The 15,089-nt window shown below is 69.9% G+C and carries 10 protein-coding genes and 1 pseudogene; 2 read left to right on the top strand and 9 right to left on the bottom strand.

Annotated elements, in window-relative coordinates; all coding sequences use genetic code 11:
* From ACFXAZ_RS37630 to ACFXAZ_RS37590, 9 genes and pseudogenes are all read right to left on the bottom strand, one after another.
* On the bottom strand, positions 1-1,458 hold a 1,458-nt coding region (locus ACFXAZ_RS37630; protein WP_384600939.1), incomplete at its 3' end, for an ABC transporter ATP-binding protein.
* An 84-nt stretch (positions 1,459-1,542) separates the two neighbouring features.
* The gene (locus tag ACFXAZ_RS37625; RefSeq protein ID WP_384600936.1) at positions 1,543-2,619 is read right to left on the bottom strand and encodes a BMP family protein; all 1,077 of its coding nucleotides are present in this window, start codon (positions 2,617-2,619) and stop codon (positions 1,543-1,545) included.
* 39 nt (positions 2,620-2,658) lie between these two features.
* On the bottom strand, positions 2,659-3,057 hold the full coding sequence (locus ACFXAZ_RS37620) for a nuclear transport factor 2 family protein (protein ID WP_384600933.1): 399 nt from the start codon (positions 3,055-3,057) through the stop codon (positions 2,659-2,661).
* Between the two features lie 78 nt (positions 3,058-3,135).
* Positions 3,136-4,608 carry an aldehyde dehydrogenase (NADP(+)) gene (locus ACFXAZ_RS37615; protein WP_384600930.1) on the bottom strand — a complete coding sequence of 491 codons (1,473 nt, stop codon included), beginning with the start codon at positions 4,606-4,608 and terminating at the stop codon, positions 3,136-3,138.
* Complete coding sequence (locus ACFXAZ_RS37610) at positions 4,605-5,588, bottom strand: C-terminal binding protein (RefSeq protein WP_384600928.1); 984 nt, start codon at positions 5,586-5,588, stop codon at positions 4,605-4,607. The genes ACFXAZ_RS37615 and ACFXAZ_RS37610 overlap by 4 nt, the downstream gene beginning before the upstream one ends.
* Positions 5,585-6,766, bottom strand: coding sequence for a fumarylacetoacetate hydrolase family protein (locus ACFXAZ_RS37605; protein ID WP_384600925.1), 1,182 nt, complete (start codon positions 6,764-6,766; stop codon positions 5,585-5,587). Before ACFXAZ_RS37605 ends, ACFXAZ_RS37610 begins: the two co-directional genes overlap by 4 nt.
* An 800-nt stretch (positions 6,767-7,566) precedes the next feature.
* Positions 7,567-8,601 carry a nucleoside hydrolase gene (locus ACFXAZ_RS37600; RefSeq protein WP_384600924.1) on the bottom strand — a complete coding sequence of 345 codons (1,035 nt, stop codon included), beginning with the start codon at positions 8,599-8,601 and terminating at the stop codon, positions 7,567-7,569.
* Between the two features lie 3 nt (positions 8,602-8,604).
* On the bottom strand, positions 8,605-9,096 hold the full coding sequence (locus tag ACFXAZ_RS37595) for a FadR/GntR family transcriptional regulator (RefSeq protein WP_384600942.1): 492 nt from the start codon (positions 9,094-9,096) through the stop codon (positions 8,605-8,607).
* Between the two features lie 3 nt (positions 9,097-9,099).
* Positions 9,100-9,330, bottom strand: a pseudogene (locus ACFXAZ_RS37590) (FadR/GntR family transcriptional regulator); the annotation flags it as partial.
* 65 nt (positions 9,331-9,395) lie between these two features.
* Between ACFXAZ_RS37590 and ACFXAZ_RS37585 the strand changes: the two are divergent.
* A complete protein-coding gene (locus ACFXAZ_RS37585; protein WP_384600921.1) occupies positions 9,396-10,034 on the top strand; it encodes a cyclase family protein in 639 nt (212 codons plus the stop codon).
* A gap of 984 nt (positions 10,035-11,018) precedes the next feature.
* Positions 11,019-14,951, top strand: a complete 3,933-nt coding sequence (locus ACFXAZ_RS37580) for a Pls/PosA family non-ribosomal peptide synthetase (RefSeq protein WP_384600918.1) — start codon at positions 11,019-11,021, stop codon at positions 14,949-14,951.
* Positions 14,952-15,089 lie beyond the last annotated feature (138 nt).

Raw genomic sequence — 15,089 nt, 5'->3', positions numbered from 1 at the left:
GGTGGTCGCCGGGACGACGCCGACGATCCGGCCGCCGTACATGACGGCGATGCGGTCCCCGAGCGCGATGACCTCGTCGAGCTCACTGGAGACGATGAGGACCGCGACGCCCGAGTCCCGTGCCGCCACGATCCGGCGGTGGACGAACTCGATGGAGCCCACGTCGATGCCCCGGGTCGGCTGCGAGGCGATGAACAACTCCAGGTCCCGGCCGAACTCGCGCGCGAGTACGACCTTCTGCTGGTTTCCGCCCGACAACCGCCCGGCCGCGGTCCCGGCCGACCTGGTGCGGATGTCGAACTCCTCGATCGCCTGCTCGGCGAAGGCCGCCAGCGCACCACGGCGGATGATGCCGCGGCGGGCGAAGGGCCCCCGGGCCGAGCGGTCGAGCATGAGGTTCTCCGCGATGGAGAAGTCCCCGACCAGCCCGTCGCTCTGGCGGTCCTCGGGAACGAACCCGACGCCGCGGTCGAGAACCTCCCTGGTGGAGCGTCCCAGAAGCTCGTGGCCCTTCAGCCGCACACTGCCGGTACAGCCACCCCGCAGCCCCATGATCGCCTCGACGAGTTCCGTCTGGCCGTTGCCCTGGACGCCCGCGACGGCCAGGATCTCGCCCTCATGGATGTCGAGATCGATGCCGTCGAGGACATGACCGTGGCCAGGTGGTCCGGGCAGCGTCAGATCCGTCACCCGCAGTGCGACGGCGTCGTGGACGCGGTGCTCCTTGGAGACGGTCAGCTGCACGCTGCGCCCGACCATCAGCTCGGCCAGTTCCTCATTGGTCGCGGTGACCGGCGCCTGTCCCATCACTCTGCCCTGCCGGATGACCGTGATGCGGTCGGCGATCGCCCGCACCTCACGCAGCTTGTGACTGATGAAGACGATCGCGGTGCCGCCGGCCTTCAGCTGACGGAGGATCTCCATCAGCTCGTCCGTCTCCTGCGGGGTGAGCACCGCGGTGGGCTCGTCCAGGATGAGCACCCGGACCTCACGGGAGAGCGCCTTGACGATCTCCACCCGCTGCTGGGCTCCGATCGGCAGATCTTCGACCACGGCGTCGGGGTCCAGGCCGAAGCCGAACTTCTGGGCGATCGTGCGAACGCGGTCCCTGGCCTCGTCCCGGTCGAGGGACCACAGTGGGCCCAGACTCTCGTAGCCGAGTGTGACGTTTTCGGCGACCGTGAAGTTGGGGACCAGCTTGAAGTGCTGGTGCACCATGCCGATTCCCCGGACGGTCGCGTCGTCGGGGCCGGTGATGTCGACGGGTTCGCCGTCGATGAGGATCTGGCCGGCGTCGGGGCGAAGAAGGCCGAACAGCATGTTCATCAGCGTCGATTTCCCGGCACCGTTCTCGCCGAGGAGGCAGTGGACCTCGCCTTCGGCCAGGACCAGGTCGATGGCGTCATTGGCGACGAAGGAGCCGAATCGCTTGGTGACGCCGCGCAGCTCAAGGTTCATGGAAGGACGTCTTTCTCAGGGTGGATTGAGTGCCGGGGACAGGGGCGGCGCTGCCGTGTGAGCCGCCCACGCCCTAGGTGGCACTCAGGGCTTGGAGGGACTCTGGATGGAGACGTCCTTCGCGACGATCTTCTTCTGGAGTGCCTCGATCTGGTCGTGCAGCGCGGGGTCGACCTTGCTCTCGAAGGTGTGGAACGGCGCGATGAACACACCGTTGTTCTCCAGCGTTCCGACGTACGTCGCGTTGGAGAACGCCTTGTCCGCGGCCACGTCCCCGACCACGGACGCGATGGTCTTCGGCATGTCCCGCGCGATCGACGTCAGCACGATGTCCCCGTACGAGGGGTCCGTGGCGTACAGGTCCGTGTCCACACCGAGCAGCGCGGCCTTGTCCCCGCCGTCCCGGATCGCCTGGCCGGCCCCCTTGTAGATCGGGCCGCCGACGGGCAGCAGTACGTCGGCGCCCTGGTTGAGGAGCGACTGCGCCAGTGTCTTGGCCGCGTTCAGGTCGGTGAAGTTGCCCGTGAAGAGGCCCTTCTGGCCTGCCACGCTCCAGCCGAGGACCTCGACGTTCTTGCCGTTGTCCTTGTTGAACTGTGCGACGCCGTCCGCGAATCCGTCCATGTACAGGGTCACCGGCGGGACGCTGGCTCCGCCGAAGGTGCCGACCTTGCCGCTCTTGCTGTAGCTCGCGGCGGCGTAGCCGACGAGCATTCCGGCCTGGGAGGTGTCCCACAGGACCGGCTTGACGTTCGGCTGCGGCTTGCTCGTCGTGGAGTCGACGAGGATGAACTTCATCTCGGGGTTGGCCTCCGCGGCCTTCTCGGTGGCGTCGGCCATCGGGTACCCCATGGTGACGATGACACTGCACCCCCGGTCCATCAGCGACTGCATGGTCGGGCCGTAGTCGCTCGCGGACTGAGCCTGTACGGCGACGGGCTCGACGCCATGTGCCGCGGCGGCCTGTTTCACCCCTTCGAGACCCAACTGGTTGAAGGAGTGGTCGTCGAAGCCGCCGGCGTTGGACACGATGCAGGGCAGGAACGACGAGCCGCCCTGGGAGCCGGCGTCGGGGGAGCCGGCGGGCGGTGTGCCGCAGGCGGCGAGCGAGAACGCGAGTGCGGTGGCGGCGATGGCGCCGAGCGGTGCGCGGTTGTTCATCGGGGGACCTTCTTGTGCCGGTGATCCGGGCGAGACGGATCAGTGCTCAGGGGATGGGTGGGACGGTGGGACGGTGGTGGCGAGAGCGGCGGGGTCGAAGTAGGTGCGGAAGGAGACGAAGAGGCCGTCACGGACTTCGACGACGTTGGTTCCGGCGAGCGGGTGGGACACGCCCCGCGGGTCGGTGAGGGTGGCCTGCCACTCCAGGGCGGCGTGGGTGCCGTCCTCGAAGCCGGCCCCGAACCGGACGAGGAGACCGGGGTAGTCGCGGGCGCTCTCCTCGTAGTAGCCACGGATCTCCCCGCGGCCGTGCCGGGTGCCGCCCGGGCTGAGGAAGGCGGCGTCGGGGGAGAAATGATCGAGAACACCTTGGATGTCACGGGTGCTCTCGATCGCGAAGTACGACTTGAGCGTTTCCAGAGGGCTGCGGGGGGTCATCGGCTCTCCGTGGGTTGTCGGGTGGCCCGGGAGGGCCGGATGCGGTGGGAGTGGTGCGTCCCGCTGGGGTGGGTCCGGTCAGTGGGGGACCGTGTGTGCGGACGGGGCGGGAAGGTCTTCGGTGGTGAGGGTCCCGTTCACCCGGCGCGGGATGCCCAGGACGTTGCGGTCGCGCAGGGCTTCGGGCAGCAGACGGTCGGGGTAGCCCTGGAAGCAGACCGGACGGGTGAAGCGGTCGATCGACCTGGCTCCGACCGAGGTGTGTGCGGGGGTGCTCGACGCCGGGTGGGGGCCGCTGTGGTGCATCGACCAGTTGACGGCGACACCGGTCGGCCAGCCGCCGTGGACGACCCGGCCCGAGAGAGCCACCATCTGCTCCGTGACCGCGGTGACGAACGCGTCCTCGTCGGCTTCGGCGTGAACGGTGGAGGTCAGCCCGCCCGGCATGAGGCGCAGCCCCCGGTGGAGTTCGTCCTCGTCGCGGTACGTGACCAGGATCGCCGTCGGCCCGAAACACTCCGTGAGAAGTGTGCCGGTGTTCTCGACGAAATCACTGGCACGGAAGGTCAGGACCCGCGGACTCACCGCGCCGTCCTGCGCCGGGACACCGTCGGCGAGAACCTCCACGCCCGGGGCCGAGCTGAGCGTGCGCCGGATCTGCTCGTGCCTGTCCCGGATCGAGTCGGTGAGGAGCCGCCCCGGTACGGCCTCTCGGAGCGCGGTCCGGATCGGCTCGGCGAGCCGGTGGCCCTCGGGCACCCAGACGATGCCGGGTTTGGTGCAGAACTGGCCCGACCCGAGCGTCATGGACACGGTGAAGCCCGTCGCTATCTCCGCTGTCCGCGCCTCGGCGGCACCAGGGCTGACGATGACAGGGTTGAGGCTGCCCATCTCCGCGTAGAAGGGGATCGGGACCGGGCGGCCCTGGGCGATGGCCTGCAAGGCCAGGCCCCCGGCCTCGGATCCGGTGAAGGCACCGGCCGCCACCCTGGCATCGCGCAGCGCGGCGATTCCGGCCTCCCGGCCCTCGACCAGGGCGAAGGTTCCCGCCGGCCAGTCGAGCCGCTCCAGTACGGCGTGGACCAGGGCGGCCGTGGCCCGGGAGGTTCGGGGGTGTCCCTCGTGGGCCTTGACGATCACCGGGCAGCCTGCCGCGAGAGCCGAGGCCGTGTCACCGCCCAGGACGGAGAACGCGAACGGGAAGTTGCTGGCGGCGAACACGACGACGGGTCCGAGGGGGATGCGCAGACTTCGGGTGTCGACGGTTTCGGTGTCGATGGTCGCGTCGAGGTAGCTGCCCTCCGCGAGGACCCGGGCGAAGAGTCTCAGCTGACCGCTCGTCCGGCCGATCTCGCCCTGGAGACGGGCAAGGGGCAGATGGGATTCCTCGTGCGCGAGCCGGCTGAGTGAGTCGGTCGCCCGGTCGAGTTCGTCGGCCAGGGCGGTGAGGAGTTCGGCCCGCCGGGGCAGCCCCGCCGACGCGAGGCCACGGGCAGCGTCGGCGGCTTCCTGAACGATCGGGTCAACCGGAAGGGAGACGGCCGTGCTCATGCCTTGACCTCCTGGGGAGCGCGGGTGGTGACGGGAGAACGGGGCTCGCGTCCTTGCAGGGCACGCGTGATCTCGTCGGCGGCCAGGCGCTGGAGGTTCTCCAGGGACGTGGTGGAGTAGAAGGCGGCGTGCGGTGAGAGCAGCACTCCGGGCAGGCTCCGCAGCCGCGAGTCGGCGGGGAGCGGCTCGGGCTCGGTCACGTCGAGTGCGGCGCCCGCGAGGTGCTGCCGCTCGATCGCGTCCGCCAGGGCTTCGCAGTCGACCAGGCCGCCACGGGACGTGTTCACGAGGATGCCGCCGGGGCGCATCCGGGCGAGGAAGTCCGCGTCGACGATGTGCAGGGTGTCCGGGGTCAGCGGTACGTGCAGCGAGACCGCCTCGGCTCTGGCCAGGAGGACGGGGAGGTCGACCAGCTCGATGCCGCGGTCTTCCAACGAGGCCGCGGGGAGGTAGGGGTCGTGCGCGAGGACCGTGAATCCGAACGGGCTCAGCCGTTCGGCCAGGGCCAGCCCGATACGACCGACGCCGACCAGGCCCACCGTGGTGCGGGAGAAGCCGGTGATCGCTCCGGCATCGGTCGGTTTGGCCCAGTCGCCGTCGATGATCAGCCGGTGGTACTCCGGAAGCCGCCGCAGAAGCGCGAGCAGGCCCGCCGCGGCGTGGTCGGCCACCGTCTCGGCACCGTAGTCGGGAACGTTGACGACGGTCACGCCCAGTTCGCCGGCCGCCGCGATGTCGACGTTGTCGTAGCCGACGCCGTAGCGTACGACGGTCGCTCCCGGGGCCAGGGACTCCAGCACAGGCCGGGTGACAGGGGCGAAGTTGACGACCGCGACACTCGCGCCCCGGGCCGCCTCGACGGCGGAACGCTCGTCACCGCAGTCGAACTCCTCGAAGAGCGCCCCGCCGGCCGTGGCGGCTTCACGCTCGGCGAGGACGTTCGCGAAAGCGTGATCGAGGACGACCACCCGGGCACTCATCGGGCACCGGCCGCAGCGCCGAGCAGGCCCCGCGCGGCCAGATTTTCCATGAGCGCCCTGACTCCGGACGTCCACGGCGCCGCGTCCTCGCTCTTGACCACCGTGTTGGCGAGCAGGCCGAGATGGGGGGACTCGATCGTGACGATGTCGCCGTCGTGGTGCGTGAAGCCGAGGCCGGGCTCGCCCCGGTCCATCGCCGGAGCGAACGAGGTCCCGGTGAACAGCACGAATCCGTCGGGGTACTGATGGTGGCGCCCGTGCGTTGCGGCGAGCAGATCGGGGAGCGGGCGGCTGATGTCTTCGAGGCGCCCCGTGTGTTCGGCTTCGAATCCGTCCTTGCCGATGATCCGCGTCGTGATCGTCGTCCGCGCGGCGTCCTCGATGCCGAAGGCGTCGTCGAAGAGACGGATGAACGGGCCTATCGAGCAGGACGCGTTGTTGTCCTTCGCCTTGCCCAGCAGCAGTGCGCTGCGCCCCTCGTAGTCACGCAGGTTCACGTCGTTGCCGAGAGCCGCGCCGACCGGCCTGCCGTCCGGCGCCGCGACGAGGACCAGTTCGGGTTCGGGATTGTTCCAGGAGGACCCGGACAGAACGCCGACATCAGCGCCGACTCCCACCGCCGACAGGATCGGGGCCTTGGTGAAGATCTCCGGATCGGGGCCGATGCCGACCTCCAGATACTGGGACCACAGGCCCTGGTCGACCAGGGCCTGCTTCACTTCCGCCGCTTCCGGACTGCCGGGCTCGACGGTGAACGCGGGGCCCACGATGTCGTGCAGCGTCGCGCGGATGCTGTCCGCTCGCGCGGCGTCTCCCGCGACCCGCTCCTCGATGACCCGCTCGATCATGCTGCTGGCGAATGTCACACCTGCCGCCTTGATCACCTGGAGGTCGCAGGGAGCCAGGAGATGCGTACGGTGCGGGCCGCCGGACAGCGTCGCGTGAAGGACGTCCCGCAGATTCCACGACCGTCCCTCCGCACGGCGGGCGACGTCCAGGACGTCCGGCCGGGCCAGGAGATCGGCCGAGGTGGGTCCGTAGGCGGTGAGGTCGACGAGTTCCTCTCCCCGCCGGACGACCAGGCACGGCCCTGCCGCGGCAGGGTCGAAAACCCGTCCGATGAGAACCGCGGCCGGATCGGTGACGATCACCCGGTCCACGAGCTGGTTGAGGATCACAAACACTCCAAGGTCGGATCATCTGATGATGTGAGGAAGACAGTAGGTCGAAAATGCGACAGTCACAAGAGGGTCAGAAGGGGGAATGAAGGGGACTGAGGACGGTGGGGGAGCCCGGCCATGACAGTGCCCGTGCACCGCTGTGGGCCTAGGGGTGAAGACGGAACTCCTGGTCAGGTCACATCGGTGCCTCAGTGGAGAGCCGGCGTGCGACACCCGTTGCTGTGATGGCTGGAACTCGCCTCTGTGGGTCTGGCTCCGGTTACTGAGAGCCGCGTTCGCCGGTCGGAGCGTGCGGCGCGGCGGCGGCCGGTCGGGGCCGGTCCTCTTCCGGGCCGTGGGACGGGGTGCCGTCAGGTGTCCGGAGCAAGGGTGTTTGGCGGGCGGTGCGTCCGGATCCTGCGTCCTGGTTGGCGGCGGCTGCCCGGCGAGTGCTTCTTGAGCACTGGACGCGCGGGTCTCGGTGCCTGCCGCGGCTCACCGGTGACCGCTGCCGCGGCGCTCACCGTCGTTCCGCGCCGGTCGGTTGTGCGCTGACCGGGACCGGTGGTGGCAGCGGCGGTCGGCCCGATGAACCCGGCGCGTGTCGGCATCCCCGATGCCGACTGCCCCAGCGCTGCCGCGGGCGCCGGAGGAGAGGTGACTACCGGCTGACCGGGGCTCACAGGGAGGACCGGACCCCGCGGACAGCGGCTCGGACACCGCCACTCAGCTCGGCCGGGCGAAAGCCGGACGGAGTGAAACGCCCGCCGAGGTGGGCCGTGGCGGGAGTCCGACGCTCGGTACGTTCTTCACGGCACCTAGATCGCGACTCCGAGTGACGGATCTGTCAGGACGCGGTCGAGATCGCCGAGGAAGCGTCGGCCGTCGACCTCGCGGACGATGCGCGCGGAGCCGGGTGGGATGGACTGCTGCCGCGGGGGAAGCCGCAGATGGGTTCGGTCGGCAACGGTCATGCCCCGGGTCAGTCGGCCTGCCGTCTCGACGGCCAGCGGCATCCAGTCCTCCTGCACGACGAGGGTTGGATCGGCAGCGATACGCATGGCCAGAGCCGAGTGGAGCGGGCACGCGCGGGCGCCGAAAACGCCCTCGTAGAAGTCGATGTAGGCGCCCGAGATCGCACCGATGTAGACACCCAGCGGGTTGCCCTCCCTGAGGAGGCGGTCGGTGTCCGCCTCGGTCAGGACGATCGCCCCGGGAAGGTGCGGGGCGCGTTCCGTGACGTCCAGCGGCAGCACGGTCAGGTCCAGACCGGCACTCAGCACGACCGCGGCTGCTTCCGGATCGGCCGCCGCATTGAACTCCGCCACGGGTGAGACATTGCCCGAATGCTCGATCGCACCCCCCATCCACACCACCCGCGGTCGATACCTGTCGAACGCGGCCCGGTGGGCCAGGACAGCGAGGGCCAGGTTCGTGAGCGGGCCGGACGAGACGATCGTCAGCTCACCACGGTGCTCGGCGATCTGCCGGCCGATGAAGTCCCAGGCGGCCTCGCCCTCGGCGGCCCGTGCCTTGGGCGGGCCCACTTCGAGGTTCCCATGGCCCTCCGGGCCGTGAACGTGGGGCACATGAACGGTTGCGGTGCCGCTCAGAGTCCGCTCGGCTCCTGGCACCACCGGGACCTGAACGCCGGTGAGGTCGAGGGCGCGCAGGGCATTGGCGGTCGTGTGCCGCAGGGCCACATTGCCCGCCAGTGTCGTGATGCCGACTACTTCCACGTCCGGGTCCACCAGGCAGGAGAGGATGCCGGGCGCGTCGTCGACCGCGGTGTCGGAGTCGATGAGTATCTTCCGCGCGCGCGGACTTCCACCGTCATGGACGGAGCTGATCACGTCTCACTCTCCTAGGAAGCGGTCCCGGCCGGCGATGACCCGCCGGATGTGGGTTTGCGCGGCTTCGCCGGCCGCCTCGGGGTCCTGGCTCAGGATCGCCTCGTAGATCGCTTCGTGCTCCGCGGCTGTCTCGGGCTGGGACGCGAGATAGCCCTGCGGTTCCCGATAGGTCTCACGAAGGGCCTCGTTCACGGGGTTCATGACCAGAACGAGAAAGGGGTTCTGGGTCGCCCTTGCCACCGCCGAATGGAAGGTGAGGTCGGCGTCGATCGCGGCCTGGTAGTTCTCGTCCTCCGAAGCCTGGCGCGTGGCCTCGATGGACGCCCGCAGGGCAGCCAGGTCGTCCGCGGTCCGCGCTGACGCCGCGGCGGCGGTGACGGCCGTCTCGATCACCATGCGCATCTGCATGAGCTGATCGAACGCCTCGGGGTTCAACTTGATGAGCAGGGCATACTGCTCCGCGATGCCCGATCCATCCAGCTCGGCGACCGTCATGCCCCTTCCGGGCCGGATGTCCACCAGCCCCAGCTGGGACAGAATCCGGCCGGCCTCACGGATGACACTGCGCCCCACATCGAAGCGCGCCGCTAGCTCCGGCTCCGTCGGGAGTTTCGAGCCCGGGGGCAGACGTTGGTCGATCAGATCCTTCTGGATCGCCCGGGCGACATCCTCGGAGAGCCGTGAGCTGCTCCGGGGGCGCCCTCCCCTGGGGGCTTGAAGGTCAGCCATCCCACTCCTAACATCAGTTGATAAGACGATCTTAGCTTGCTGTGCACGACGAGGGAAGAGACCCCATGGCGCCCATATTCGACTTGACCCACCCCCTTGAGGACCGGACGGAGGCATATCCGGGCGATCCAGGCCTGACCATGGAGACCGTGCACCAGCACTCCGAGCGCGGATACTGGGTGACACTGGTGAAGACGGGCTCCCACGTCGGAACTCATGTCGACGCCCCCTTCCATGTCTTGGCTGAGGGCCGCACCGTCGATGAGCTGGACCTGGACCACCTCGTCGGCCCGGCGACCGTGGTGGCCGTGCCGCATGCCGTCGCTGACGGCTCGATCCGGCTGGCGGACGTCGAGCGGGCCATCACCCCCGGGGCCAGGATCCTGGTGCGGACGGGCTGGGCGAGCCGCTTCGGCACATCCGCGTACCACGGTGGATTCCCGCAGCTCGACGAGCCTCTTGCCGAGGCGCTGGCGGAGGCGGGCGTCAAGATGATCGGCCTGGAGCAGCCGTCCGTCCACCGCGACCACGCGACCGGCCTGCGCATACACCAGCGCCTCCTCGGCGCCGAGTGCTACATCGTAGAAGGACTCGACCTGTCGCGCGTCCCCCCGGGGCCCGTCCATGTGACCTGTCTGCCGCTGAAACTGGCCGGCGTCGACGGGGCACCCGTCCGCGCGATCGCGACGACCGAGGGCCACTAGCACCGCACCGTTGTTTGCCCGACGCGGTGGGCAGGTCTCAGGGACTGAGTCCGCGTTGTTCGCGGCGGCTGATGCGGGCCTGCGGGCCTGGTGCCGGCGTCGCCAGCGCGACCAGTGCGACCAGCGCCGGATGTGATCGACGGACCTGTGCCGACTCGGCCCACGATGTTGACCTGCGGATCGAGCCTGACGTCCACCGGGAACGGTCCGTCGAGGTCCCGGGCGACTTCCCGCAGGGCGTCGAGGTCCGCCAACCGCGAACGGTCATGCCGCGCGCGCCCATCGCCTCGGCCAACGGGACCAGCTCGGGCCAGTTGTTGAGCGAGTGGTCCGGGTCGACACCGAAGTCGACGGCGTTCCGCTCGCCGCCCACCACAGTGGCCGGAGAATGTCGTGCCGGACCACGAGCTGCTCACCGGTCCTCACGATCGATCGCAGGCCCTCGACGCCGGCACCGCACCGCAGGTGGACGATCGCCCACGCCGCTTGGCCTCGTACGGCAGCAGTGCTGCCCCGCCGTCCTCGGCACGATGGCCCAGATCCCGTCACCGGCCGGCGCGCGCGTTGCCGACCTCCTGGACCAGCCGATCGTGGCGACGCCCGGCAGTGGCACGTGGCGTGACTGCTGGCTGTTCCTCGACCACGGCGGCGTCCCCTTCCGCCGGTCGCGTACGAGGCGGCCACCTTCGAGGCCGAACTGCTGGCCGCGGCCTCGGACAGTGGTACCTCCACCACCTCCGGCACCGCCGCCCGGCCCGCTGCCCGCTGCCCGAGGCTTGGCCGGTCTGGCGGGCTGCTCGGCTGCGGATGCGCCGAGGCGGGCGGGAGGCTCACACTGATCATCCAGGGGCCGGGACCGATCGAGCGGGGTGTTCGTGTGAAGGGGCTGCTGGGAGACGTGTGTCGTTGCCTGACCGGACCGTTGGGTGTGGGGCCGTGCCGGGGCGGGTGAACCGGGCGTATCCGGAGGTGGCGGGCGCGCGCATGCACTGCGTCTTCGAGGCCGCGTGCGACCGCTCCGCCTCGTCACCCGCGCTCGAATGCGGCCGGCGTGTACTGTCCTACGCCGAGCTGGACGCGCGTGCCAACCAACTCGCCCACTTCCTGCGAAGCCTCGGTACCGTTCCCGGCGCGCGGGTCGGGATTCTGCTGCCCCGCTCGGTGGACCTGTACGCGGCGCTTCTGGCCGTGGGCAAGGCCGGTGCGGTGTTCGTGCCGATGGACCCGGCGGCGCCGCGGGACCGGACCGCCTACATCGCGCGGGACGCGCGGGTGGACGTGGTGGTGACGGTGTCCGGTCTCTCGTCCGCTCTGGACGGCCTCACCTGCAAGGTGATCGAACTGGACACCCGGGACGACGAACTCGCCGCCGCTCCCATGACCCGCCCGGAACGGTATCCGCCCCAATTCGGCCCGCCGCCCGCAGACCCTGCCGCGTACATCCTGTACACGTCGGGGTCGACCGGACGGCCGAAGGGGGTGGAGATCGCCCAGTCGAGCATCTGCAATTTCCTCAGCATCATCCCCGGTGTCTACGGTGTCCGGTCATCCGACCGGGTGTATCAGGGCATGACGATTACTTTCGACTTCTCGATCGAGGAGATCTGGCCGACGTGGTCGGTGGGCGCCACGCTGGTCGCCGGCCCGGAGGACTCCGGCCGGCTGGGCGGCGAACTCGCGGATTTCCTGGACGGGCACGGAATCACGGTCCTGTACTGCGTACCGACCCTGCTGGAGACCGTCCCACGGGAGCTGCCGCGCCTGCGCACCCTCGTGGTCGGCGGTGAAGTCTGCCCGGCGGGGCTGGTGCAGCGCTGGAGCAGGCCCGGCCGCAGATTCCTCAACACCTACGGGCCGACCGAGACCACGGTCACCGCGACCTGGACGGAGCTGCTGCCGGGCCGGCCGGTGACCATCGGCAGGCCGCTGCCGACGTGTTCGGTGCTGCTCCTCGACGCACGACGGCAGCCGGTGGGCGACGGCGAGGTCGGTGAGATCTGCATCGGCGGCCCCGGGGTCGCCCGCGGTTACATCGGACGCCCGGAACTGACCGCCGACCGCTTCATCGGCCATCCGCTGGCTCCGGGGGGCGGCACGCTCTACCGGACCGGAGATCTGGGCCGACTGACCCCGGACGGGGAGATCGAGTATCTGGGACGGGCGGACGGCGAGGTGAAGATCCGGGGGTACCGGGTCGATCTCGGGGAGATCGACAGCGTGATCCTGGAGGATCCGGACGTGGCCGAAGCGCTCACCACGCTCGCGCGCGTCCCGGGCACCGTGGGCGCCGATCGTGAACTGGCCGCGTACGTCGTCCCCGCGCCCGGCGCCGCCGGGCGGACCGAGGAGCTGGTCCGGCGGCTGCACAAACGTCTGATGGGCAGACTGCCCGCCTACATGGTGCCGTCCTTCCTGGACCTTCTCGACGCGCTTCCCACCCTGCCGAGCGGCAAGGCCGACCGCAAGGCACTGCCCGCGCCGACCGGAAACCGGCTGACCGGTGGCGGCCCGGCGATCGCCCCCGCGGGCGAGGGGGAGAGCCGGATGCGGGACGCCTGGGCGACGGTGCTGCGGACCGAGCCCGCCGCCGTGTCGGTCGAGGCGGACTTCTTCACCGAACTCGGCGGGCACTCGCTGCTCGCGGCACAGGTCGTCTCCCTCCTGCGCGACCGTGGCATCGGCGCGAACCCCACCGTCCGTGATCTCTACGCACACCCGACGGTACGCGCCCTGGCGGCGCACCTGGGCGAACCGGAACAGCGCACCCAGCGCAGAGCGCCGCCCCGTCCGGAGCCGATCCGTCACCGCGGTCGCCGGATCGCGATGGCCGGATGCGTCCAGGGAAGCGCGATCTACCTGCTCTTCCTCCTGCTCACGCTGCCGCTGGCCCTGGTGTTCGGGCTGCACCGCGGTCATGTCACCGACCGGATGCTGCTCCAGACCGCCGCCGCCTCCTTCGTCGGTTACCTCGCGGTGCGATGGCTCGTGCCGGTCACTCTCGCCCGCCCCCTGGCGGCGGGCATCCGGCCGGGACGGTACCCCTTGTGGAGCGGGACCTATCTGCGGTTGTGGGCGATCAACCTGCTGCTGAGCGTCAGCCCGCTGCCCGTGCTGAGCGGCTCCCCGATGATGGGCTTCTACCTGCGACTGCTCGGCGCCCGCGTCGGGCCGCGTACCACCATCGCCACCAACATGATCAGCATGCCGTCCTTCCTGCGGATCGGCGCGGACACCTCCATCGGATACGGCGTCTCGCTGCGTCCGTGGCGGGTCGCGGACGGCTGGGTGACGCTCGCCCCGGTCGACATCGGACCGGGAGCCTACATCGGGGCCAACGCGGTCATCGAAGCCGGTGCGCGCATGGAGGCCGGAGCGGGGCTCGGTGAACAGTCCGGCCTCGACGAGGACGAGGTGGTGCCCGCCGGGGCACGCTGGGCGGGTTCACCGGCGCAGCCCGTCGACACCCTGACCCCCGCGGCGGAGTCCATGCTGAGGACTCCCGACCACTCCGGGTGGAGAGCGCGGCACATGGCGGCGGCGCTGTCCGGCCTGGTGTTCCTGGAGACCGCGGCGATCGCGACCGCCGTGCCGAGCATCCTGGTCGTCTGGTGGGCGTGGCGCACCTGGGGGACAGCGGGCGGTTTCGTCTCCGTCCTCCTGTCCGGTCCGGTGTTCGTCCTCACCGTGTGCGCTGTGGTCGCCGCCGGCAAGCGCCTGTTCCTGCCCCATGTCCCCGCAGGCACCCACCCCGTGCGGTCCGCTCTGGGGGTGCGTAAGTGGGTGTCGGACAAGCTGCTGGAATTCAGTCTCACCTTCACCAACTCCCTCTACGCGACGCTCTACACCCCGCCCTGGCTCCGGCTGCTCGGGGCGCGGATCGGCCGCGGCTCCGAGGTCGCCACCGCGTCTCATCTCGACCCGAACCTGCTCACGATCGGGGACAGCAGTTTCGTGGCGGACCTGGCCACCGTCGGCTCCGCGACCTTTGCCGCGGGCCAGGTCATGTTCCAGCCCACCGAGGTCGGCCGCCGCTCCTTCATCGGGAACGCCGCCTTCGTCCCGTCCGGAACCACCACGGGCCCGGGGTCCCTGATCGGGGTGGGCACGATCCCGCCCCGGGACGGTGTGCCCGCGGGCACCTCCTGGCTCGGCTCTCCCGCCATGTATCTCCCCGTACGCCAGAGCAGCGGCTCGTACCCCGAGGAACTCACCTTCCGGCCGCCCCGCAAGGCGAAGCTCCAGCGCCTGGGTATCGAGTTCCTCCGCGCCACCATGCCCGCGGCCCTCATCGAACTGAGCGGATATCCCTACCTGCTGGCATTGTCCGCCGTGGCCGGGAGCCCGGCCCTGTGGGTGCCGGTGCTTGTGTCACCGCTCCTGGCCATCGGCGCGTCACTGATCGTGATCATGTTCTGTGTGCTGGTCAAGCGCTGTGTGGCCGGGACCTACCGGCCACGGGTGGAACCGCTGTGGAGCCTGTTCGTACGACGGGCCGAGTTCGCCACCGGCCTCTACGAAGCGGCGGCCGTCCCGGCCGGTATCAATCTGCTGGTCGGCACACCGTTCCTGCCGGCCGTACTGCGCTGGTTCGGCGCCCGCATCGGCAGACGCACCTGGATCGGCACGACCTTCCTCACCGAGTTCGACCTGGTGCGCATCGGGGACGACGCCGCGATCGGCATCGGCGTGTCCTTGCAGACACACCTGTTCGAGGACCGCGTCATGAAGATGTCCCCGGTCACCGTGCACGACGGCGCCAGCATCGGCACCCGGTCCGTCGTTCTCTACGACTCCGTCACCGGGAAGGGCGCCTGGCTCGGAGCCCTGTCCCTGCTGATGAAGGGCGAACACCTGACGACGGGCACCAGCTGGCGGGGAATGCCCGCCGAGGGCATGCCGCACCGGTCGGTCGAGTAGTTCATTGGGCCCTTTGGTTGCCGGTGTTGGCTGGCTGGCCTGGTGTGGGTGGGTGGGTTAGGTGAGGGTGATGCCGCCGTCGATGTTGAGGGTTTGGCCGGTGATGTAGTCGTTGTCGAGGAAGATGTGGATGGCGGG

It is taken from the genome of Streptomyces sp. NPDC059477, assembly GCF_042749375.1.
Lineage (GTDB): Bacteria > Actinomycetota > Actinomycetes > Streptomycetales > Streptomycetaceae > Streptomyces.
The sequence above is the reverse complement of the archived record's forward strand: the minus strand, read 5'-3'. Positions and strand labels throughout refer to the sequence as shown.

Coding starts and splice junctions, on each gene's coding strand:
- ACFXAZ_RS37585 (WP_384600921.1), top strand. CDS start 9,396: ATGGCGCCCATATTCGACTTGACCCACCCCCTTGAGGACCGGACGGAG.
- ACFXAZ_RS37580 (WP_384600918.1), top strand. CDS start 11,019: ATGCACTGCGTCTTCGAGGCCGCGTGCGACCGCTCCGCCTCGTCACCC.
- ACFXAZ_RS37620 (WP_384600933.1), bottom strand. CDS start 3,057: ATGACCCCCCGCAGCCCTCTGGAAACGCTCAAGTCGTACTTCGCGATC.
- ACFXAZ_RS37610 (WP_384600928.1), bottom strand. CDS start 5,588: ATGAGTGCCCGGGTGGTCGTCCTCGATCACGCTTTCGCGAACGTCCTC.
- ACFXAZ_RS37615 (WP_384600930.1), bottom strand. CDS start 4,608: ATGAGCACGGCCGTCTCCCTTCCGGTTGACCCGATCGTTCAGGAAGCC.
- ACFXAZ_RS37595 (WP_384600942.1), bottom strand. CDS start 9,096: ATGACGGTCGCCGAGCTGGATGGATCGGGCATCGCGGAGCAGTATGCC.
- ACFXAZ_RS37625 (WP_384600936.1), bottom strand. CDS start 2,619: ATGAACAACCGCGCACCGCTCGGCGCCATCGCCGCCACCGCACTCGCG.